Raw genomic sequence first — 21,904 nt, 5'->3', positions numbered from 1 at the left:
GTGCCGGCCCGGTCGTTTGATACGTCGCGCCTGAGAAGACATCCAAACCATGTTCAAGCAACTGTGGGCCACCAAGCATCCGCACGCCGCCCATGAAGACGCCAACGGCCTGAGCCTGCGCCGTACCCTCGGCCCCTGGGGCCTGACCGCGCTGGGCATCGGCGCGGTGATCGGCGGCGGCATCTTCGTGATCACCGGCCAGGCCGCGGCCAACCACGCCGGCCCGGCGATCATGCTGTCCTTCGTGCTGGCCGCGATCTGCTGCGCGTTCTGCGCGATGGCCTACGCCGAGTTCGCGGCGATGGTGCCGGTCTCCGGCAGTGCCTACACCTATACCTATGCCACCTTCGGCGAGCTCTCGGCCTGGTTCATCGGCTGGATGCTGGTGCTGGAATATGGCGTCTCCGCCTCGGCCGTGGCGGTCAGCTGGACCGGCTATTTCCTGAGCCTGCTCAGTCATTTCGACATCCATCTCCCGGCCGCGCTGGTCAGTGCGCCACTGGATGGCCAGCTGCGCCCGACCGGCGCCATCGCCAACATCCCGGCCGCGGTGCTGGTGCTGCTGCTGACCTGGCTGTGCTACGTGGGCATCAGCAAGTCCTCGGCCATGAACATGGCGATGGTGGTGCTCAAGACCGCGTTGATCGTGCTGGTGATCGTGGTCGGCTGGAAATACGTGGACCCGGCCAACTGGACCCCGTTCATTCCGGAGAATGAAGGCCCCGGCAAGTACGGCTTCGACGGCGTGCTGCGCGGTGCGGCGATGGTGTTCTTCGCCTATATCGGTTTCGAAGCGGTGTCGGTCGCCGCGCAGGAATCGCACAAACCGCAGCGCGACATGCCCATCGGCATGCTGCTCTCGCTGGTGATCTGCACCGTGCTGTACATCGCGATGGCCGCGGTGATGACCGGGCTGGTGCCGTACCAGCTGCTCGGGACCGATGAGCCGGTGGTGACCGCGGTGGCGGCGCATCCGCAGCTGGGCTGGTTGCGCGTGGTCGTGGAGATCGGCGCGCTGATCGGGCTGTCCTCGGTGGTGCTGGTGATGGTGATCGCGCAGCCGCGCATCTTCATGATCATGGGCCGCGACGGCCTGCTGCCGCCGCTGTTCACCAAGATCCATCCCAAGTACCGCACCCCGCACATCAACACCGTGATCACCGGCATCGGCATCGCGCTGCTGGCGGCGGTGTTCCCGCTCGACGTGCTCGGTGAGCTGACATCGATGGGCACGCTGATCGCGTTCGCGGCGGTCTGCGCGGGCGTACTGATCCTGCGCCGCACCCAACCGGACCTGCCGCGTCCGTTCCGGATGCCGATGGCGTGGCTGATCTGCAGCCTGGGTGTGCTCAGCTGCATCGCGCTGCTGACGGCGATGACGGCCCACAACTGGATGCTGATGGGCTTCTGGACGCTGGGTGGTTTCGCGATCTACTTCTGTTATGGGTATCGCCATAGCCGTCTGCGCAAGTAGTGCCGGCCGCTGGCCGGCTCCACGTGCACCCAACACGCTCATGAGGAGCCGGCCGGCGGCCGGCACTACCGCAGAGCGCGCGAAATCGATGGAAGCGCCGTAAAATAGCCCCATGAACACCCCCACCTTCCCCTACGACACCGCGCGCCTGAGCGAACTGGCCCAGCTGCTGATCGACAACGTCCGCGAGCTGGCCCACGCCGGCTGGACCCCGGCCACCAGCAGCAACTTTTCCCACCGCCTGGATGACCGCCACGCGGCGATCACCGTGTCCGGCAAGGACAAGGGCCGGCTGGTGGAGGACGACATCATGGTGGTGGATTTCGACGGCCAGGCCGTCGGCCGCCCGCTGCGCCCGTCCGCCGAGACGCTGCTGCACACCCAGCTGTACCGCCGTTTCCCGGAAATCGGCTGCGTGCTGCACACCCATTCACCGGTGCAGACCATCGCCTCGCGCCTGTATGCGCCGCAGGGCCATATCCGCCTGGAGGGCTACGAGCTGCTGAAGGCCTTCCACGGCAACAGCACGCACGAGATGGCGGTCGACGTGCCGGTGTTCGCCAATACCCAGGATATGGACGTGCTCTCGGCACAGGTCGATGCCCTGCTCGACACCCAGCCGCTGTGGGGCTATCTGATCGACGGCCACGGCCTGTACGCCTGGGGCCGCACCATGGCCGAGGCACGCCGCCACATGGAAGCCTTCGAGTTCCTGCTCCACTGTGAGCTGGAACTGCGCAAGCTGCGCGGCTGATCGCGCTCAGATTCCTGAAGAGAATCTGTATTCCGCGCATCGGCATCAGTGCGTCGCCCCCACCCTGGCGCCGCACTGGTACCCTTTCCCTCCCCTCTTCGCCTCGATGCTGCCGCCATGAGCCGACTCCGTATCTTTGATGACACCGCCCCGGATGTCCCGCTGTTCGACAGCCGGGATGGCGAGGCGATCGCCGCCGAGCTGAAGCCGATCGGCGTCACGTTCGAGCGCTGGCAGGCGACCCACGAGGTCGCGCCGGGCGCCAGCCAGGACGAGGTCTTCGCCGCCTACAAGGTCGATATCGACCGTCTCGTCGCCACACACGGTTTCAAGAGTGTGGACGTCGCGTCGATCGCGCCGGACAACCCGAACCGCGCCGAGCTGCGCAGGAAGTTCCTGGACGAGCACTTCCACAAGGAAGATGAAGTCCGCTTCTTCGTCGCCGGCTCCGGGCTGTTCACCCTGCACGTGGACGGCAAGGTCTACGAGATCGAGTGCGTCAAGAACGATCTGATCGCCGTGCCCGATGGCATCACCCATTGGTTCGACATGGGCGAGGAACCGAGTTTCGTGGCGATCCGCTTCTTCACCGAGCCGGACGGCTGGGTCGGCCATTTCACCGGCAGCGACATCGCCCAGACCTTCCCGCGTTACCACCCCGCACAGCACCAGGCCGACTGATCCATGCCGCAACCGACCGTCATCCTCACCGATATCGAGGGCACCACCAGCAGCATTTCGTTCGTCAAGAACGTGCTGTTCCCGTATGCGCGCAAGGCACTGCCGGCGTTCGTCGCCGCGCATGGCCAGGAGCCGCAGGTGCGCCGCTGGCTGGACGCGGTGGCGGTGGAGATCGGTGGTGCCTGCCAGGACAGCCTGATCGTGGAGACGCTGCAGGGCTGGATCGACCAGGACCGCAAGCACACCGCGCTCAAGGCGCTGCAGGGCATGATCTGGGAAGCCGGCTACCGCAACGGCGATTACAAGGCGCACTTCTATCCGGAAGTGGCCGCCGTGCTGAAGGGGTGGCATGCCGAGGGCAAGCCGCTGTACGTGTATTCCTCCGGCTCGGTGCCGTCGCAGAAGCTGTTCTTCGGCTTCAGCGAAGCCGGTGACCTGACCGGGCTGGTCTCGGGCTGGTTCGATACCGAAGTCGGCGGCAAGCGTGAGGCCGACAGCTACCGCCGTATCGTCGAGGCGATCGATGTGCCGGCCGCGCAGATTCTGTTCCTGTCCGACGTGGTGGAAGAGCTCGATGCCGCGCGCGACGCCGGCCTGCAGACGCGTCTGATCGACCGCTTGGACGATTACCCGCTGCCACGCAGTGGTGAGGCCACACACGGCCACGACCGCGTCGAGAACTTCCAGCAGATCACGCTGTAACGGGTGGATCCACGCCATGCGTGGATGCCTTTCGCGCGATTCCGGTACCACGCCAGCCACGCATGGCGTGGCCCTACCTCCGGATATCTGCCAAGGAGTGCAGGCGCAACGCGTTGCGCAGCGTCGCCAGATCCGCCTCCGCGCGCAGCCGGATCGTCACCGTTTCACCCGGCACCAGGTCCAGCGCGTTTTCACTGAGCGCGGCGTCCCGCCCATCGAAGTCGATCCACAGCGCCCGCACCAACGTGGGCGAGCGCAGCGTCAGCAGGTAGCCGTCGCCATCGGCGCGCAGCGCGCTGTCGATCTTCGCCGGTGACAGCGCCAACGCTTTGGCCGGCACGAAATACACCACCTGCTGCGACAACAGCGTCGCGCCATCGAACAGCTCGACCACCGCCACGGTGCGGGTTGGATCGGCGCCCTTCAACAGGTCCGCGTCGGCAAATCGCCCCACCTCCAGCGCGGACAGCGGCGGCACTGCCACGGTGTGCCGCTGCTCACTGCGCTGGGTGCCATCGAGGTCGATCACGCGCAGCCGCCACGTGGCCTGCAGGCCCTGCTGACGATCATTGAGCAGGCTCACCCGGGTCACCCCTTCATCGCGCAGTGCCGCCACCGCGTGGTCGGCGAAGAAGCGCTTGGCGTGGAAATGCAGCGCCTTCCAACGCCCGGCGTAATCGATGCTGGACCACGACGCCCCCGGCCATACATCGTTGAGCTGCCAGTACAACGAGCCCATCGTGTACGGCCGCGAGGCCCGGTGATGCAGGGCAGCGAGCTGGATGCCATCGGCCTGCATGACCTGGCTCAGGTAGACGAACGTGGCGAAGTCACGCGGCGTGCCGTACTCCTCCTCGATGTACTTGAGCAGGCGCTGGTTGCCCTCGCCCGCCATGAACTTCTGATGCGCGCGTACCGTCGGGCTGTCGACCTGCTGCTCGGCGGCGGGAATGATGCCGTCCAGCGTGCGCAGCGCCGGCCAGGCCTGCAGCCCGTACTCGGACATGAAACGCGGCGTTTCACGCAGGTACGCGGTGACCGGCAGCGCCGGGTTGCCCCACACCTGCCAGTAGTGCTTGTCGCCGCGGGTGGAATCGTTGGCCTTCTCGTCCAGATCATTGCTCGGCGAGCTCGACCAGTACGGCACGCCCAGCCCTTCCTCGGTCACCACCTGGCGCAGGTCGTTGCCGAACAGGTCCACATACCCCTGCCAGACCTTCGCAGCGAAGGCAGGATCGGCAGCGGTCAGGTCACGGCCATGGCCCCAGTCCTTCCATGCAGTCTCTTCTTCGTTGTTGCCACACCACAGCACCACGCTGGGGTGATGGCGCAGACGGCGCACATTGTCGCGCGCCTCATGGACCACGTTCGCGCGGAACGCGGGATCGTAACCTGGCTGCATCCCGCCACCGAACATGAAATCCTGCCAGACCAGTAGCCCCAGCTCGTCGGCGATATCGAAGAACGCATCGTCTTCGTAATAGCCACCGCCCCAGTTGCGCAGCATGTTCATGTTGGCATCGCGCGCTGCGGTCAGCTCGCGCCGAATCCGCGCCGCGTCCACACGCGCGGGGAACATGTCGAACGGAATGACGTTGGCGCCCTTGGCAAAGATCGGCACACCGTTGATCACGAATGCGAAGCCCTGTCCGCCGTTGCGGTCCACTTCGCGGCGCAGCTCGACGGTCCGCAGGCCGGTGCGCTGCTCGATGTGCGTCGCCTCCGCCGTCTCAGGCGCCAGGGTGGCACGCACAGTGTAGCGGGCCTGCTCGCCCTGCCCGGCCGGCCACCAGCGCCGCGGCTTCTGCAGCGCGACCGGCACCGCAATGCGGTTGTCACCGGCCTTGAGCATCGTCTTTTGGTCGATGCGCGCCACGCGCTTGCCGTCCGGATCCAGGACATCCACCTGCACGGACGCAGAACCAACCACCGCGCTTTCCACCTCGACCGCGATCTCAAGGTCCGCCTTGGCCGCGTCCAGGCTGCGGGTCTGCACCACCAGAGCGGTCAGGCGCTGTGCGTCCCAGCTCTCGAGCTTCACCGGCCGCCAGATGCCGGCGGTCACGTAACGCGGGCCCCAATCCCAGCCGAAGTGATAGCCCGGCTTGCGCACGAAATTGCCGACCATCGCGTCTTTGGGCTCATCGCCATAGGGCGAAGGGTAGTTGCCGGCGATCTTGTGCGGCATCGCCTGCACGACCGGCAGCAGGGTGCGGATCGGCGAACGCAGCACGATGCGCAGCTCATTGCCGCGGGGCCGCAACTGGCCATCCACCCGCGCCCGCCAGGTGCGGTGGCTGTTGTCGGCCTGCAGGAGGGGCTGGCCGTTGAGCGTGACGGTGGCGAACGTGTCCAGCCCTTCGAACGCCAGCTCGGCATGCGCGCGCGCCAGCGTGGCCGCATCCACATCGAATCGTGCGCGGTACTCCCAGTCGGACAGGCCGATCCACTGCAGCCCGGCTTCCGGCGCACCCACGTAAGGATCGGGAATCTGCTCCTGCGCCAGCAGATCGGTATGCACGGCCCCGGGCACCTGCGCAGCACGCCACTCGCCCAGCTGCGGGTGGGCACGAAGCTGGGCATCACCGGGCAACAGGCGCAATGACCACTCTGCCAGCAGCGGGGCGGCTGCCACGGGCAGTGCCCATGCTGCCAGCAGGACCAGCAACAGCCAGCTGGCCGGTGCAACGACATGGAGACGGCTGTGCGCGCGCATGAGGACCTGCCTGGCTGCGGGAGCAGCCGACCAACGGTCGGCTCTACCGGGATGTTGGGGCAGCCGACCGACGGTCGGCTCTACCGGATTCAACGCACTACGTTGAGCACTTCGTAGCAGGCGCCCATGGTGTGGTAATCGGTCTTGCCGGCCGGGCTCTTTTCATCGCTGTACTTGCGGTTGTCCGCATCCAGGATGCGGAACCACGCGCCGTACTGGTGATCGACCATATGCGCCCACGCATACGCCCACAGGCGGTCGTACCAGTCCCAGTACACGGCATCGCCGGTGCGCTTGGCCAGCAACGCGGCGGTGGCCAGCGACTCGGCCTGCACCCAGAAATACTTGTCGTCATCGCAGACGCTGCCATCCGGCGCGAAACCGTAGTACAGCCCGCCACGCTCGGCATCCCAACTGCGCTCCACCGCCACATCGAACAGATGGCGCGCGGTCGGCACCAGCCAGTCGGCCTGTACGTGGCGGTCCAGGATCAGCAGCAGCTTGGCCCACTCGGTCTGATGCCCTGGCTGGAAGCCCCAGGGACGGAACAGGTGCTTGGGGTTGTCGCGGTTGTAGTCCCAGTCGATCTGCCACTGGGTGTCGTAGTGCTCCCACACCAGGCCATCGCCCTGCGCGGCCTGGCGGCGGGTCATGTGGTCGGCCAGCAGCAGCGCACGATCAAGATAGCGCTGCTCGCCACTGGCCTCGAACGCGGCCAGCATCGCCTCGCACATGTGCATGTTGGCGTTCTGGCCGCGGTAGTCGCTGAAGGTCCAGTCGGCATCGGCTTCGTCCTTGTACAGGCCGAACGCCGGTTCCCAGAAGCGCGTTTCCAGCAGCTGCCAGGTCTCGTCCATCCACGAACGCGCCTCGGCAATGCCAGCTTTCAGCGCGCAGCTGTAGGCCAGCAGCACAAACGCGACGCCGTAGCAGTGGTTGGTCGCATCTTCGACCACGCCATCGCGCAGCGTCCAGGCGTAACCGCCAGTGGCCGGATTGCGATGTATCTCGCGCAGGTAACGCACACCGTGTTCGACCGCCGCCAGGTCCTCGGGCTTGCCGAACTCGCGGTAGGCCATCGCGTGGTTGAACACGAAACGCGTGCTGCTGACCAGATGACGGTGGCTGGCGTCGTACACGCTGCCATCGTCACGGTAGTAATGGAAGAAGCCGCCCTTGGGGTCGATTTCATGCGGCTGATAGAACGCCATCGTCCGCGCGACATGGGCGCGCAGGAAATCCGGCGAACGGAAATCGGGCTGGGATGCGGTGGTGGTGCTCATGCGGCGGTTTCCTGTTGTTGCTGCAGCAGTTGCTGGACTTCCCCAAGGCTGGGCATCGCGGCGAACGCCCCCTTGCGGGTGACCGCCAGGGCACCGACAGCCGCACCGAAGTGGATCGCCTCGAGCAGGCCGGCCTGTCCCGCGCAGAACGCGGGGAACGCCGTGCCATCACCGCCGCGTTCGCCGATGCCGAACAGCAGGCCGCCCACGAACGCATCGCCGGCGGCGGTGGAATCCACCGTCGTCACCTGGAAGCCGGTGAGTACGCCGTTGCCGTGGCGGGTGTGCCAGCGGATCGGCGCGGCGCCGTCGGTGATCACCACCGCCTGCGCCTGCGCGCCGAGCAGGCGCTCGACCACCGCAGCGTCGCCACCGGGCACCGAGCCCGCCAGATACTCCAGTTCCTCGCGCGACAGCTTGACCAGCTCGGCCAGCGACAGCGCTTCCCACAGGCGCGGCAGCGGGTCGACACCGGTCGGCCACAGCGCCGGGCGCAGGTTGAGGTCGATGCTGACCATCGCGCCGGCCTGGCGGGCGCGGCGCATGCCTTCCAGCGTGGCCTGCGCGATCTCCGCCTCGGTCAGGCTGTTGGAACACACGTGGAAGCTGCGCGTGCCCTCGAAGCAGTTCGGGTGGAAATGCGTGCTACGGAACAGCAGATCCGCCGCCGGCGGGCGGTAGAAGCTGAAGCTGCGCTCGCCACTGGCATCGAGTGCGACGAACGCCAGCGCGGTCTTGGCTTCATCCGTGCGCACGATGCAATCGGTCGCCACGCCGGCATTGGCCAGGCTCTCGGCGAGGAAGTCGCCAAACATGTCCTTGCCCAGCATGCCAGCGAAATGCGTGTCCGCGCCCAGCCGTGCGGCCGCCACAGCTACGTTGGCGGGCGCGCCGCCGGCGTACTGCAGGAAGGCACGGGGGGTATCGGGAGACGCCGGAGGTTGGGCAAGTAGATCGATCAAAATCTCGCCGAAACAGACAATTTTGGACATCTTGGCCTCAATTTCCCTGGCGGATTCCAACGGCCGGGCGCGAACCCCACAGGCCGTAGAAGATGATGTAGCCGTAGCACAGCAGCGGCAGGATGAAGGACGGCTGCAGGCCGATATGGTCGGCCAGCTTGCCCTGCAGGACCGGGATCAGCGCCCCGCCGACAATCGCCATGATCAGCAGGCTCGAGGCCTTGGTGGTCAGCGTGCCCAGGCGTTCGATGCTCAGCGCGAAGATCGTCGGGAACATGATCGAGTTGAACAGGCCGATCGCCACCACCGAGTACAGCGCTACCTGCCCCTGGGTGAGCATGGTCAGGGCCAGCAGCGCCACGTTCATGCTGGCGAACAGGGTCAGCAGCAGGCGCGGCGAGAAGCGGGTCATGATGGCCGAACCGGCAAAGCGGCCGATCATCGCCATCGTCCAGTACGCCGAGACGTAATGCGTGGCCTGCTGTTCGCTGAAGCCGCCGATGTTCGGCAGCGACAGGTAGTTCACCAGCACGCTGCCCACCGCCACTTCCGCACCCACGTAGAAGAAGATGCCGAGCACGCCGAACCGGACGTGGCGGTGACGCAGCGCCTCCATCAGGGTGTGCTTGTCGCCACCGTTCTGCTCGGTCGTCTCATTCAGTGCCGGCAGGCGGAACAGATACACGAACACGGCAAGCAGGACCAGCGCGATCGCCAGGCCGACATACGGGCCCTGCACGGACTGGGCTTCCTGGGTGCGATAGGCCAGCTGTTCGGCCATCGGCAGCACATTGATCTCGTCCGCGCTCTTGACGGTGTTGCCCAGGATCAGCAGGCCACCGAAGATCGGCGCGATCGCCGTACCCAGCGAGTTCAACGCCTGCGCCAGCGTCAGGCGGCTGGAGGCCGTCTGCTCCGGGCCCAGCAGGGCGACGTACGGATTGGCCGCCACCTGCAGCACGGTGATGCCCGTGGCCAGCACGAACAGCGCGCCCAGGAAGGCTTCATACACCCGCAGCTCGGCCGCCGGCCAGAAGCCGAGCGCGCCCACTGCGGCAATGGCAAGGCCGGCCACGATGCCGTTCTTGTAGCCCAGCCGTGCGACCAGGCGACTGGCCGGCACCGACATCAGGAAGTACGCGCCGAAGAAGGTGAACTGCACCAGCATCGCGCGGGCGTAGGTCAGGTCGAACACGGCCTTCAGATGCGGGATCAGGATGTCATTGAGGCAGGTGAGGAAGCCCCACATGAAGAAGATCGTGGTCGCCACGGCCAGCGCGACACGCGTGTTCACCACGGGCGCAGCAGAGGACGAGGACGGGAGACGGGGCGTTGGGGAAATGGGCATTCAAGTACGCGCCTCATTGCGCGAGCAGGTGAAAAGGGGCGGAATCAGGCGACAGTGCTGCCGCTGCTTTCGCGGATACGGAGTTGGACCGGTGCAACAGTACGCTGTGCCGCCGCCTCCGGGTGATCGAGTCGCTGCAGAAGCAGCTCCGCGGCCTGCCGCCCACGCTCGCGCGGGTTGACCGTCAGCGTGGTCAGCGGCGGCGATGCCACGGAGGCCTCGGAAATATCATCGAAACCGGTCACTGCGAAGTCGCGGCCAGGCTGCACCCCGCGCGAGGCCAGGCCCAGCATCAGGCCCAGCGCGACGCTGTCGTTGTAGCAGACCGCTGCGGTCGGCACTGCACCCAGCGCGAACAGCTCACCGGTGCGGGCGGCTGCATCCAGGCGGCTGGGCGAGGTCTCGATCAGCCACTCCGGCTGCACCGGCATCCCCGCCTCCACCAGCGCCTGTGCATAGCCGGTACGGCGCTGATGGCACGAGCTGGACACGGCATGACCCCCATAGAACGCGATACGGCGGTGGCCCTGCTCGATCAGATGGCGCGTCGCCAGGTAGGCGCCCTGCTGGTTGTCCAGCGTCAGGAAATCCCATTCGGCGCCGGGCAGTTCGCGATTGAACAGCAGCACGTTGGCATGACCGAGCACCTGGCGCAGCTGCCCCGCATCGCTGCCTTCGGCCGGCGACAGGATCAGCCCGGCCGGCATGTGCTCCATCAGCGTAGCCAGCACGGCCTGCTGACGCTCCGGCGATTCGCCGGTGCTGCCGAGCAGGGTCACGAAGCCCTTGCCGCCCAGCGCTTCATCCACCCCGGAGGCGAATTCGGCGAAGAACGGGTTGGACAGATCATTGATCACCAGCGCCACGCTCGAGGACGTACGCCGGCGCAGGTTGGCCGCGCCGCGGTTGTACACATACCGCTGGCGCCGCAGTTCGGCTTCCACCTTGGCCCGGGTGTCGACGTTGACCAAGGGGCTGCCGCGCAGCACCAGCGACACGGTCGCGCGCGACACGCCGATCGCTTCGGCGATGTCGGTCACGGTGACCGCGCGCGTACCTTTGCCGGCAGGGGTGGCCTTGTCGTTCATCGGGTCGTCGGGTTCCTCAAGCAAGGTGCAAGCCTAAACGATCGCGCTGACCTGCTGCTCATTCCAGTACCGCGCCCGGGGTGGCGCAGAACGAGGCCGGCAGCGCCTCGGCCTGGGTGCCCCAGCCGTTCTCCGGCGCGGTGCCGCCCAGGGCGAAGGCGATGGTGCCACCGCGCTGCAGCTGGGCCCAGTCCAGCCACACCGGCGCATGCGCGCGGCCATCGACCTGGACACTCTGGACATACTGCAGTTGGCGGCCATCCGCGCCCGGCGCCTTCAAGGTCAACGTTTTACCCTGGCCCAGATCGATCTCGGCACGAGCGAAGCGCGGCGTGTGCAGCAGGAACTCGCCGCTGCCCGGTACCGCCGGGTACAGCCCCAGCGCACTGAACAGGTACCAGGCCGACATCGTGCCCAGGTCATCATTGCCGGTGACGCCATTGGGTGCATTGGTGAACAACTGCTGCGCGGCGCGCACCACGGTGGCGGTCTTCCACGGCTGGCCGATCAGCGTGTACATCCACGGCGCGTGCAGGTCCGGCTCGTTGTTGGGGTTGTAGCGGAACTGGTTGTAGTAGCTGTACGGCCCGACCACCCATTCCTTGCGGGCGGCGGTCAGCGGCGATGTAACGAGGGCGTCGTAAGCGAAGAAGGTATCCAGTCGGCGCGCGGTCTGTTCGCGGCCGTGCATGGCCTGGACCAGGCCCGGCACGTCCTGCTGCGCGAGCCACTGGTACTGCCATGCGGTGCCTTCATGGAACCCGTGATGCGAGCGCGGGCTGTACTTGCCATCGGCCGGCAGGTACCACGCGCCATCCTCCATGCGCGGCCGCGGGAAGCCGTTGAAGTCGCCCTCCTCGTCACGCACCGACGGATCCCACACCTTGTGCCAGTTGCGGCCACGCTCGCGCAGCACGCCGGCATCGGCGGCATGGCCGAGGCCATCGGCCATCTGCGCCAGCGCGCAGTCAGCCAGTGCGTATTCCAGCGTTGCCGATCCCCCGTGGTGCGGATCCACGTCCATGCCCTTGGAGGGGAAGGCGCGGTCGTACTGCACGTAGCCGTTGGCCAGGTAGTTCGGGTTGCCCGAGCGCCCGGCGTGACGCGAGTTCATCGGCGGCACCTGGAAGGCGTTCTTGCGCAGCGCGGTGTAAGCCTCACCCTCGCGGCCGTCCAGCGCGCCGAAACGCCACAGATCCACCAGGAACGGCGTGACCGGGTCGCCGGTCATGATGTTGGTTTCAAAGTTGGCATAGCCCCAGCGCGGCAACCAGCCGCCCTGCGCTTCAATGGCCAGCAGGGTCCGGCCGATGTCACGCGCGACGTCGGGCTTGGTCAGCGCCAGCCACTGGTTCTGCGCACGGTAGGTATCCCACAGCGAGAAATACTCGTAGTAGGTCCAGCCATCGGCGCGATGGATGTTGTCGTCGTAACCACGGTAGCGGCCATCGGCGTCGCTGCCGGTCAGCGGCTGCAGCAGCGCGTGGTACAGCGCGGTGTACAGCACGGTGCGGTCGTCGCTGTTGCCGCCCTGCACACGCACGGCCGCCAGTTCCTTGCGCCACTGCTGCTGCGCCATCTGGCGCATCTGATCGAAGCCGAGCAGGCGATCGCCCTGCATGCCATCGCTGCGCAGATTGGCGCGCGCGCCTTCGGCATCCACGTGCGAAATCGCGCTGACCGCGGTCACCGCACGGCCCTTGGCCAGATCGAAGCTGAGCCAGGCGCCGCTCGGCTTGAGTTCGCCTTCCATGCCGTGGCGTGCGCCGGGCAGGCCACCGCCCTCGCCCCAGGTCCCGAACGCCTTGAACGGGCGGTCGAACTCGATGCGGAACCAGGTGGTGTACTGATGCCCACCGCAGAAGCTCTTGGTGACCAGCTTGCCTTCCACGGCACGGTCGCCGACCACGTCGACCACACTGCCGATCACCGAATGGCGCTCGTTGGCCTGGCCAAGGTTGACCAGCACGTGGCCGGTATCCGCATCGGCGGCAAAGGTGTAACGCTCGGCTGCGGCACGGGTGCGTGCGGTGGCCTCGGCATCGATGCCGCCGTAATTGGTCAGGCGTACCTTGTAATACCCGGCCTGGCCGACTTCACCGTCGTGGGTATAGCTGGACGCGTAGCGCTTGTGGTCGAAGCTCTTGGCGTCGTCGGTATTGAAGTCACCGCCCGGACCGATGCTGCCGGTCACCGGCAGTACCGAGACCTGCCCGCCCTGCTCCCAGCAGCCGGCACCGGACAGGAACGAATGCCCGAAACCGCGGATCTTGGGGTCGTCATAACGCCAGCCGGCATAGTGCTCGCCGATCGGGCTGACCTGGATCAGGCCGAACGGAGCCGAGGCGCCCGGGAAGGTGTTGCCGTCATCCTTGCTGCCGATGAAGGTGTTCACCTCGCGCTCCAGTGCGGCGGGTGCGGCCTGCAGCACCAGCGGCGCGCAGCTCAGCGCCAGCAGGCAGGCCAGGCCGGCGAGCGGACGACGGCGGACCGGGCGAACGCCGGGGGTAGCAGCAACAGCAGGATGTCGGGAAAAGCGGGTCACGGACACGGACTCCTTGGCGGACGTGGCGGCGGCGAGAACCAGCGGCGACCGGGGTCGGCGGTTCCTGGGACGGGATGACCCAATCCACACCCCGGTGAATTTAGATCGATTTAAGTAAAGCACGGAGATTTCGGCGGATGCATTCTGCGCTGCAACATGCACGCGTCCTCCGCCAACGCGCGCCGCGCGCCGTCCCGCGCGGAACGCCCGTCGCCCACCAAGGTGTCCAGGAAACGATCGCGGCAAGTGCCTGTCTGCGAGGTGTAGAAGGAATCCCCTGTTGCGCTGGCTCGTAGCGCCCGCACTGCGGACGGTCGCTCATGGTCCATATTGCGGAGCAGCATGCTTCCCGGCGCCGGTCGTGTTAAAAATTCGCCGCCAATCGTTTAGATCGATCCAACTTAAAACGGTCACGATTGCCGGAAGTGGGGAGCCGGGGGACTGCCCCACGCGATGCATGCGGGACGCGCCAGGCGACTCGACGCCCGAGATGATTCGCCTTCAACATTAGATCGATTCAAAGAATTCGTATCGCCACCGTTTCAATCCAGGAGAGGGAGAGAGTGGAATGAAGATGTCACGCATGCACCGCCGCGTCAGGTTGTCCGCGGCCATCGCCAGTGCCTTGGCCACCGCGGTCGTGCCGGCCAGCGCATTCGCGCAGCAGGCCAGCCCGGCGACCGGCACCCCTGATGCAACCACGCTCGACAGCGTGACCGTCACCGGCTACCGCTACGCCATCGAAAAGAGCCTTCAGCAGAAGCGCGATGCGAACGCGGTGGTGGAAGTGATCACCGCCGAGGACGTGGGCAAGTTCCCCGACAAGAACGTCGCCGATGCGCTGCAGCGCGTGCCCGGCGTGGTGATCACGCGCAGCGGCGGCGAAGGCAAGAGCGTCAGCGTGCGCGGCCTTGCGCCCGACCTCACCCTCACCCAGTTGAACGGCAATTACGTCGCCACCTCGGAAACCAACAACGAGGCGTCGCGTTCGTTCAACTACACGCTGCTGCCGTCCAACATGCTGTCCAGCGCGGAACTGTTCAAATCCCCGGAAGCGCGCATCGACGAAGGCGGCATCGGCGGCACGGTGATCCTGCATACCCGCCGTCCGCTCGATATGGAAGCCAACTCGGGTTACGTGAACCTGGAAGGCACTTCGTCGGATACCAGCCACGACATCGATCCGCAGGCCTCGGCGCTCTACTCCTGGCACAGCAAGGATGAGCGCTTTGGCGTCCTGGTGGGCGTGACGCAGCAGAAGCGCACCAGCCGCACCATGGAAGCCAGTACCGAGGACTATCAGTGGTATGGCGCCGGCGACGCGCGCGATGCCAACGGCAACGTCCTGGCGCAGGATGGCATCCACTACTGGTGGGGGCAGTCCGGTTTCAACAACCAGACCGGCGGCAACTACAGCGACTTCTTCATGCCGACCTCGGTCAACTTCGCGGTGAAGGAAGAAAAGCGCGAACGCAAGGGTGGGCAGCTGACCTTCCAGTTCAAGCCGCTGGACAACCTGACCCTGACCGCCAACTACTTCCGCTTCGAGCTGCAGGGTGATTACACCCAGAACATGCTCAAGGTGCCGGAGTGGAGCATGGCCCGCTTCAACGGCGACGGTAACTGGGCCGGCGGCCGACTCCTCAACGGGCTCGATTTCGATCCCAGTGGCAGCATCGTGACTGGCGCGCAGTTCGAGAAGCTGCCGGGCAAGGCCTACATCTGCAGCGAAGAACAGGCCGCAGCGGCTGGCCTTGCGCCGGGCGGCTGGGGTCCGGATGACTGCACCCTGCCCACCCCGCAGCTGACCGGCGGCTACAGCAAGGAAAAAGCGCTTTCCCAGACCGCCGATCTGGCCGTCGAATGGGACATCAGCCCGCTGTGGAAGGCCTCGTTCACCGGTGGCCGTACGTGGTCCGAGGGCGGCCCGTCAATGAACTTCCGGATGTCGGCCAAGCCGCGCCGCAAGGTCGGTGCGGACTATCTGTCGGGTAACCAGTACACCGCATGGGACCTCACCGGCACGCCGTCGGTGCAGTTCTCCCCGGACCTGCAGGACCAGTTGATGGCCGGCATTGCCGAGGTCGACACCGGCTCGACCGACTCGTCGTGGATGCAGACGGAGGTTGAACAGAACTACTTCCAGGCCGACTTCACCAAGCTGTTCGAAGCCGGCTGGCTGGACTCGATCCAGTTCGGCACCAAGTACCGTGACGGCAAGGTCCACCGCAACACCGGCAACACCTATTGGGTCTGCCAGGGGCTGGATCCAGCCGACTACGATAACAACCGCTACCAGGCCGGCTGCGATTCCACCGCCGGTGATGCCCAGCCGGGCTTTTTCCTGTCCAGCCCGATCAGCAACATCGTCGGCGGCTTCAACGCCAATGTGTTCCCGGGCGTCAACTACCCGGCCTACATCAACTACCTCAACCAGACCTACGGCGGCTCGCACAACCGGACCGAAGAAGACTTCGTCTACGACGTCAACGAGAAGATCTACTCCGGGTACTTCCAGGCCAATTTCCGTACCGAGCGCGTCCGCGGCAACGTCGGGGTGCGCGTGGTGCGCACGCAGCAGTTCGCCCAGTCCAGCGATTCGGTGGAGCGCTTCAACGACTACTTCGTGGACAACGCCAACGGCTCGCCGATGAGCTGCGATGATCCGGCGGCCGATCCGACCCTGCGCTGCCAGGGCGGCTTCGTGCGCCTGCCGGACAATCAGGTCCGCGACAAGGTGTACACCCTCAGCTCGCTGGACAAGACCTATACCGACTTCCTGCCCAGCTTCAACATCGCCTGGGACATCACCGACAGCCTGGTGCTGCGCGGCGCGGCGTCGAAGGTGATTGCACGCCCGGGTTACACCAGCATCGCCTACCCGGGTGGCCTGAGCTACATCAGCGAGGAATACAGCAACGACCGCCGTGTCGCCGGCGGCACCGACACCCCCGGCTGGTACGGCTCGGGCAGCAACAAGAACCTGGAACCGTTCGAAGCCGTCCAGTTCGACCTCGGCCTGGAGTGGTACTTCAAGCCGGGCTCCGCCGCGGGCGTGGCCCTGTTCCGCAAGAACGTGGACAACTTCACCGTCCCGGTGGTGCGCGACCAGCAGATGACGGTCGGCGGCCAGACGGTCACGGTGCAGAAGTACGCCACGGAAGCCAACGGTCGCGATGGCGTTTCGCAGGGCGTGGAGGTGTACGGTCAGTACACGTTCGACATGGGCTTTGGTGTCCAGGCCAACTACACCTACAACGACACCAACCTCGCCTCGATCGTGCTGGATGGCGAAGAAATCGGTGCCTCGCCGCTGGTCGGCAGCGCCAAGAACCAGGCCAACGTCACGATCTTCTACGAGAACGACAAGCTGCTGGCCCGTGCCTCGTACAACCGCCGTGGCGAAGTGGTCGGTGGCCTGAACAACGGACTGACCACCTACACCAAGCCGTACGACCAGCTCGACCTCAACGTGGCCTACAACATCACCCCGGACTGGACGGTGACCGCCTCGGTGCTCAACGCCACCAAGTCCGAGCTGCAGAGCTACATCGGCAATGACAGCCAGGCCCGCCTGCTGTCCAACATCTATGCCGGCCGCCAGCTGTATTTCGGCGTGAACTGGAAGTTCTAAGAGCGGTCCTCCACGGCAGCTGCGCTTGTACAGGCGGCTGCCGTTTCTTTTAACGGGGACGGGGGTAGTTAATCGTGTTATCCGTAGAGCCACCCCATGGGTGGCTGCACGTTGCAGGATCAAAGCGCAGCCACCCATGGGGTGGCTCTACCCGCGGGCTTCTCAGCGATCCAGCGCCGCGCGCAGTGCGCTGACCTGCGCCACGTCGGTGGCGGTCCAGTCCGGCGACAATCCGGTCAGTGCTGGATTGTGGTGGCGCATTGCCGACCGCTGTGTGGCCTTCGCCGAGGCGTGCAATTCAATGCACCCACTGCGTTCGGCGACCTCTGCGGCATTGGCCGCCGTGATTCCCGCACCGGCCATCAGCGAAATCCGATCGCCTGCCTGGGCCACCAGTGCGGCCAGGACATCGGCCCCAGCCAGCGCGCTGGCCTGCCCCCCCGAACTCAGGATGCGCTGGCAGCCCAGCGTCACGATCTGCTCCAGCGCCGTCCCCATATCACGCGCGGCATCGAAGGCGCGGTGGAAGGTGATACCGAGCGGGCCGGCGGCGGACACCAGTTCGCGGCACAGCGCCATGTCGATGCCGCCGTCGGCCTCCAGGGCACCGATCACCACGCCGTCGCAGCCGAGCGCACGGCAGTGCGCGACATCGCGCAGCATGATTTCAGCCTCCTGCGCGGTGTAGAGGAAATCGCCGGGACGCGGGCGGATCAGCACGAACAGTGGAATCCGCAGGCGATCACGGGCGACGGCGATGCTGCCCTGCGATGGCGTGGTGCCGCCCTCGGCCAGGTTGTCGAACAGTTCGATCCGATCCGCGCCCCCCTGCTGGGCGGCCACCGCAGAGGCCACCGAATTGGACGCGATCTCCAGTACCCGGCGCGGCCCGCTCACGTCTGTTCGCTCGTGTACACCGAGGCGGAATCGCGCAGATCGTCCTGCCGGTTGGTGTCGCAGACCGCGTAGACGAAGCCGCGATGCAGCGCGTAGGCGCCGACCTCACCGTGCTTGTTCAACGCGAGGAAACACACCTGCAGGGTCTTGCTTGCTTCCGGGCGCTTGCGCACCACCCGGGCGATCGCCTCGCGGCAGGCGTCGGCCGGTGAGCGGCCCTGGCGCATCAGTTCGACCACCAGGAACGAAGCCGCGTTGCGGATCATTTCCTCGCCGACGCCGGACGCGGTGGCCGCCCCGACCTCGTTGTCGACGTAAAGGCCGGCCCCGATGATCGGGCTGTCGCCGACGCGGCCGTGCATTTTCCAGGCCATGCCACTGGTGGTGCAGGCACCTGCCAACCGACCCCCGGCATCGATGGCGAGCATGCCCAACGTGTCGTGGTTGCTGCTGTCGCCGGGGCGGCTGCGCCGTTCGGCGTTGATCTCGGGCGTGTACTGCGCCGTCTTGAGCCACTCGCGCCAGGCTTTTTCAGCGTCCGGGGTAAGCAGCTTCCTGCGTTCGAAGCCCTGCTGCACCGCGAACTGCTGCGCGCCCTCCCCGACCAGCATCACGTGCGGGGTCTTTTCCATCACCTGCCGCGCCACCGAGACCGGGTGCGCGATATCGCTAAGCGCTGCCACCGATCCACAGCGGCCATCGCCGTCCATGATGCTGGCATCCAGGCTCAGCACGCCATCACGGTCAGGATTGCCGCAGCGCCCGACGGTGGGATTGCACAGGTCACTCTCGGCCCATCGCGCACCGGCCTCCACGGCATCCAGCGCGGAGCCGCCGGCCGACAAGGTCTTCCACGCCACCTGGTTGGCACCCACGCCGAAATCCCAGGTAGACACGACCCGTGCGCCGGACGCGCTCCGTGCCTGCAGCGTTGGCAATGCCAGCGCACCGGCGGCCAACGCGCTCGCCTGAAGGAATCGTCTGCGGTCATTCATCGGTGCACCTCCAGAGAATCGACAACGAAGGAACTACGCAGCGGACCGGCGATGCTCCACATGCCAGACCGCCGCCCCAAGCACGCCGAGCTCACCATGGTCCACGCGCCAGATCGGCACCTGGCGCAGCACGTCGCGCATCACCCCCTTGGCCAGGAAGCGCTCGCGGAAGCGGCCGTCGCGCAGGAACCGGTCCACGCGCGTGGAGATGCCGCCGGCCAGATAGACCGAGCGCGCACCGAAGGTCGTGGCCAGATCGCCCGCCAGACTGCCAAGCCAGGCACAGAACACGTCCAGCGTCTCCACCGCCACCGGATCGCCGCCCTCATGCGCGGCCGCAATCAGGGCCTCGGTGCTGGTCCAGCGCGGCGTGACGCCACGGATATCGCACAGGCAGGGATAGAGGTTCATCAGGCCGCCGCCGGACAGCACGCGCTCGTTGTCCACGTGTTCCCAGCGCTGCAGCAGGCGTGACAGCACGTCCAGCTCCAATGCATTGCAGGCCGTCAATGCGGCATGGCCGGCCTCGCTGGCCAGCACCGGCCGCTCGCCACCTTCAAAGCGCAGGGCCGCCCCCAGGCCAGTGCCCGGGCCCAGCACCAGCGCCGGCCAGCGCGGGGTAACATCGGCATCCCCGTTGAGGGCCACCAGCGTGTCCGGCGCCACATGCGGAATCGCATAGGCGACCGCTTCGAAATCGTTGATCAGCGCCAGCGAGGCCAACCCGGAATCCTGACGAGTCCGCGCCACCGACACCGGCCACGGCAGGTTGGTGTTCACCAGATGATCGCCATCGAGCAGGCCGGCGATCGCGACCACGGCCGCGGCCGGCGGCGCAGGCAGCGTGCTCACGAAATCGGCCAGGATCGCGGCAAGGCTGACATGATCGGCGCAGGCGTAGCGGCGCAGGCCATGCAACGTCGGCGCGGTGCCGGCGCGCACGGTGGCCAGGGCAACGCGGGCGAAGGTGCCGCCCACATCGGCCACGATCAGCGTTTCTTTCTCAGTATCCCGGTGGGCCGCAATGGGCGACATCTCAGGTTGGGCCGGAACCGGTACCGCTGCGCTCACTCGCTTGCCTTGATTGAATCAATTGAATCCCGGCGATTCTCAGGCATCACCGGGGGATTGCAAAGCCGCGCCCGCCATACAGTGGCGTACTGAAGGGCGCGCAGGTAGATCAGGGCTTGGCGGTCTGCAGGCGGTAGCTGATGCTGGCCGTGGCGGTCGGGCCATCCCCCTGCACCGCACGCACCTCCACTCTGTGCTCGCCTACCGGCAGGTTGGTCGGCAGCGCGCCGCGCCAGAGGTGCGGCGACGGCGTAGCTTCCGGCGAGCGGTCGAAACCACGCAGGCGCTCGGCGGTATCGTCGGCGACGTTCTCCTGCAGCAGCCGCGGATCGGGCTGCTCGACACGCTTCATCGGCTGCCAGGCGCCATCGTCCACGCGGTACTCGACCAACGAATCGGCCTGACCCATGAACACGTTGGCGTATATGCCCCACGCCGGATACGCGCCTTGGCGCAGCACCTTCGGCGCATGCAGGGCGATCTGGTAATCGTCCGGCGCACGCGCCACGTAATAGCGCAGGCCATAGTCGCCACCGGGCTTGACCGACAGCACCGCATAGCCGTTAGGGGTGCCATCGCTCATGGTCGCATCGGGAATGCCGTTGCTGTCCTTCACCCCCGACCAGAACGCCCCGCAGGCCGCGCCCACGTTGTACTCGTGCAGCGGCTTGCTGCCCTGCCAGCCTTCGGCGGCACCGTGGTAGTAGTGCTGCTGGGTGTGGCTGTGGCCGCTGAGCACCAGCACGTTCGGGAACTCCCTGAGCAGCGCGAACAGGCGCGTGCGGTCCGCATGGCGGAACGTCTCACGGCCCGGCGCCGCATCAAACAGCGGAATGTGCATGCCGAGCACGATCAAGCGATCACGTTGCAGGCCCTTCAGGTAGTTGGCCAGGAAGGTGAACTGGTCCGCGCGCAGACCGCCCACGTAGCTCGGCTTGGCCTTGGGATCGTAGACCACGTCATCGAGGAACACGAAGCTCGCGCCGCCCTCTTCCACCGCATAGGTGTCCGGGCCGTACACGGCGCGCCAGCTGTCCAGCGAGTGCGCGTCGTTGCCTGCGTCCATGTCCAGATCGTGGTTGCCCGGCACATGGAACCATGGCACCTGCAGCTGCGCGGTGACCTTGTTGATGTCCGGGTACAGGCTCAGGTCGTCGTTGACGATGTCGCCCAGGGTAGTGCCCAGCCGCGCCGGGTGCTTGCCGATGATCGGCTCAACGATGGCGCGCTGGTAGTAACCGATGTCCTGGCGGCTGGCGGTCTGCGAGTCACTGAACACCAGCATCTCGAAACCGTTGCGTGCCGCATCGGTGCCCTTGGCCGGTTCCAGCGCGAAATCCCAGTTGCGGGTGCCGCCGCCGGTGGCGCGGATGCCGTCGTACTTGAGCGTGGGCGAACCCTGCGGTGCGTAGTGGCGCCAGTACGAGGGCAGCCCGTTGGCGGCGGCCGGGAAGCGGTACTCGTCGGGCTTGATCACGAACACGGTCTGCCCCTCGCGCACCGGCAGGCTGTAGCTGCCATCGGCAGCGGTACGCACGATCGTTTCCCCGTTGGAGACCTGCACACCGGCCAGGCCGGGATCGGTCGGGCCGCGCCCGGGCTTGCCGTCGCGCTCCTGATACACCTTGCCGGTGACGGTCGTTTCAGCAGCCCAGGCAGGCGAAGTCATCAACAGCAGGCAAGCCAGCCAGGCGGCAGTACGGGTCATCGGGGGCGGTCCGGTCGGGGGGTGGGGAAGTGTAGAGCCGCACATC

15 protein-coding genes are annotated in these 21,904 nt (G+C 66.4%); 5 read left to right on the top strand and 10 right to left on the bottom strand.

The genetic code is table 11. The features are described 5' to 3' along the window. The first annotated feature begins 49 nt into the window (after positions 1-49). The 4 genes from EDF74_RS05545 (at position 50) to mtnC (ending at position 3,611) form a co-directional block, all read left to right on the top strand. Entirely contained in the window at positions 50-1,474 is a 1,425-nt protein-coding gene (locus EDF74_RS05545) for an amino acid permease (protein WP_121036665.1), read from the top strand. Positions 1,475-1,586: 112 nt separating this feature from the next. Further along, positions 1,587-2,228, top strand: coding sequence for a methylthioribulose 1-phosphate dehydratase (locus EDF74_RS05540; RefSeq protein ID WP_123729133.1), 642 nt, complete (start codon positions 1,587-1,589; stop codon positions 2,226-2,228). A 117-nt stretch (positions 2,229-2,345) separates the two neighbouring features. After that, complete coding sequence (locus tag EDF74_RS05535) at positions 2,346-2,909, top strand: 1,2-dihydroxy-3-keto-5-methylthiopentene dioxygenase (RefSeq protein ID WP_123729132.1); 564 nt, start codon at positions 2,346-2,348, stop codon at positions 2,907-2,909. Between the two features lie 3 nt (positions 2,910-2,912). Beyond that, positions 2,913-3,611: an acireductone synthase gene (mtnC, locus tag EDF74_RS05530; protein ID WP_123729131.1), complete on the top strand. Its 699-nt coding sequence runs from the start codon at positions 2,913-2,915 to the stop codon at positions 3,609-3,611. Between the two features lie 73 nt (positions 3,612-3,684). Here the strand turns inward: mtnC and EDF74_RS05525 are convergent, their stop codons facing one another. The 6 genes from EDF74_RS05525 to EDF74_RS05500 all read right to left on the bottom strand — a co-directional run bounded on the left by EDF74_RS05525 (position 3,685) and on the right by EDF74_RS05500 (position 13,553). After that, positions 3,685-6,327 carry a beta-mannosidase gene (locus EDF74_RS05525; RefSeq protein ID WP_123729130.1) on the bottom strand — a complete coding sequence of 881 codons (2,643 nt, stop codon included), beginning with the start codon at positions 6,325-6,327 and terminating at the stop codon, positions 3,685-3,687. An 89-nt stretch (positions 6,328-6,416) separates the two neighbouring features. Continuing rightward, entirely contained in the window at positions 6,417-7,610 is a 1,194-nt protein-coding gene (locus EDF74_RS05520; protein ID WP_123729129.1) for an AGE family epimerase/isomerase, read from the bottom strand. Continuing rightward, positions 7,607-8,614, bottom strand: a complete 1,008-nt coding sequence (locus tag EDF74_RS05515) for a carbohydrate kinase family protein (RefSeq protein ID WP_428999144.1) — start codon at positions 8,612-8,614, stop codon at positions 7,607-7,609. The genes EDF74_RS05520 and EDF74_RS05515 overlap by 4 nt, the downstream gene beginning before the upstream one ends. Continuing rightward, on the bottom strand, positions 8,610-9,920 hold the full coding sequence (gene fucP, locus EDF74_RS05510; RefSeq protein WP_123729127.1) for an L-fucose:H+ symporter permease: 1,311 nt from the start codon (positions 9,918-9,920) through the stop codon (positions 8,610-8,612). The genes EDF74_RS05515 and fucP overlap by 5 nt, the downstream gene beginning before the upstream one ends. A gap of 44 nt (positions 9,921-9,964) precedes the next feature. Continuing rightward, complete coding sequence (locus EDF74_RS05505) at positions 9,965-11,008, bottom strand: LacI family DNA-binding transcriptional regulator (protein WP_123729126.1); 1,044 nt, start codon at positions 11,006-11,008, stop codon at positions 9,965-9,967. Between the two features lie 58 nt (positions 11,009-11,066). Continuing rightward, positions 11,067-13,553 (bottom strand): GH92 family glycosyl hydrolase, encoded by a 2,487-nt coding sequence (locus EDF74_RS05500; protein ID WP_123729125.1) that lies wholly within the window; start codon positions 13,551-13,553, stop codon positions 11,067-11,069. A 568-nt stretch (positions 13,554-14,121) separates the two neighbouring features. Between EDF74_RS05500 and EDF74_RS05495 the strand changes: the two genes are divergently transcribed. After that, complete coding sequence (locus EDF74_RS05495) at positions 14,122-17,187, top strand: TonB-dependent receptor (protein WP_123729124.1); 3,066 nt, start codon at positions 14,122-14,124, stop codon at positions 17,185-17,187. A 162-nt stretch (positions 17,188-17,349) separates the two neighbouring features. Here the strand turns inward: EDF74_RS05495 and EDF74_RS05490 are convergent, their stop codons facing one another. The 4 genes from EDF74_RS05490 to EDF74_RS05475 all read right to left on the bottom strand — a co-directional run bounded on the left by EDF74_RS05490 (position 17,350) and on the right by EDF74_RS05475 (position 21,858). Next, complete coding sequence (locus tag EDF74_RS05490) at positions 17,350-18,084, bottom strand: copper homeostasis protein CutC (RefSeq protein ID WP_123729123.1); 735 nt, start codon at positions 18,082-18,084, stop codon at positions 17,350-17,352. Then, on the bottom strand, positions 18,081-19,079 hold the full coding sequence (locus tag EDF74_RS05485) for a N(4)-(beta-N-acetylglucosaminyl)-L-asparaginase (protein ID WP_123729122.1): 999 nt from the start codon (positions 19,077-19,079) through the stop codon (positions 18,081-18,083). Before EDF74_RS05485 ends, EDF74_RS05490 begins: the two co-directional genes overlap by 4 nt. 33 nt (positions 19,080-19,112) lie before the next feature. Beyond that, positions 19,113-20,114: a glucokinase gene (locus EDF74_RS05480; protein ID WP_123729121.1), complete on the bottom strand. Its 1,002-nt coding sequence runs from the start codon at positions 20,112-20,114 to the stop codon at positions 19,113-19,115. Between the two features lie 145 nt (positions 20,115-20,259). Further along, positions 20,260-21,858 (bottom strand): calcineurin-like phosphoesterase C-terminal domain-containing protein, encoded by a 1,599-nt coding sequence (locus EDF74_RS05475; protein WP_123729120.1) that lies wholly within the window; start codon positions 21,856-21,858, stop codon positions 20,260-20,262. Positions 21,859-21,904: the final 46 nt, after the last annotated feature.

The organism is Stenotrophomonas rhizophila (genome assembly GCF_003751305.1).
Classification (GTDB): domain Bacteria; phylum Pseudomonadota; class Gammaproteobacteria; order Xanthomonadales; family Xanthomonadaceae; genus Stenotrophomonas; species Stenotrophomonas rhizophila_B.
The sequence above is the reverse complement of the archived record's forward strand: the minus strand, read 5'-3'. Positions and strand labels throughout refer to the sequence as shown.

What these genes read in the sequence shown, in the direction of transcription:
- EDF74_RS05545 (WP_121036665.1), top strand. Translation starts at nt 50, where the DNA reads ATGTTCAAGCAACTGTGGGCCACCAAGCATCCGCACGCCGCCCATGAA.
- EDF74_RS05540 (WP_123729133.1), top strand. Translation starts at nt 1,587, where the DNA reads ATGAACACCCCCACCTTCCCCTACGACACCGCGCGCCTGAGCGAACTG.
- EDF74_RS05535 (WP_123729132.1), top strand. Translation starts at nt 2,346, where the DNA reads ATGAGCCGACTCCGTATCTTTGATGACACCGCCCCGGATGTCCCGCTG.
- mtnC (WP_123729131.1), top strand. Translation starts at nt 2,913, where the DNA reads ATGCCGCAACCGACCGTCATCCTCACCGATATCGAGGGCACCACCAGC.
- EDF74_RS05525 (WP_123729130.1), bottom strand. Translation starts at nt 6,327, where the DNA reads ATGCGCGCGCACAGCCGTCTCCATGTCGTTGCACCGGCCAGCTGGCTG.
- EDF74_RS05520 (WP_123729129.1), bottom strand. Translation starts at nt 7,610, where the DNA reads ATGAGCACCACCACCGCATCCCAGCCCGATTTCCGTTCGCCGGATTTC.
- fucP (WP_123729127.1), bottom strand. Translation starts at nt 9,920, where the DNA reads ATGCCCATTTCCCCAACGCCCCGTCTCCCGTCCTCGTCCTCTGCTGCG.
- EDF74_RS05505 (WP_123729126.1), bottom strand. Translation starts at nt 11,008, where the DNA reads ATGAACGACAAGGCCACCCCTGCCGGCAAAGGTACGCGCGCGGTCACC.
- EDF74_RS05495 (WP_123729124.1), top strand. Translation starts at nt 14,122, where the DNA reads ATGAAGATGTCACGCATGCACCGCCGCGTCAGGTTGTCCGCGGCCATC.
- EDF74_RS05485 (WP_123729122.1), bottom strand. Translation starts at nt 19,079, where the DNA reads ATGAATGACCGCAGACGATTCCTTCAGGCGAGCGCGTTGGCCGCCGGT.
- EDF74_RS05480 (WP_123729121.1), bottom strand. Translation starts at nt 20,114, where the DNA reads ATGTCGCCCATTGCGGCCCACCGGGATACTGAGAAAGAAACGCTGATC.
- EDF74_RS05475 (WP_123729120.1), bottom strand. Translation starts at nt 21,858, where the DNA reads ATGACCCGTACTGCCGCCTGGCTGGCTTGCCTGCTGTTGATGACTTCG.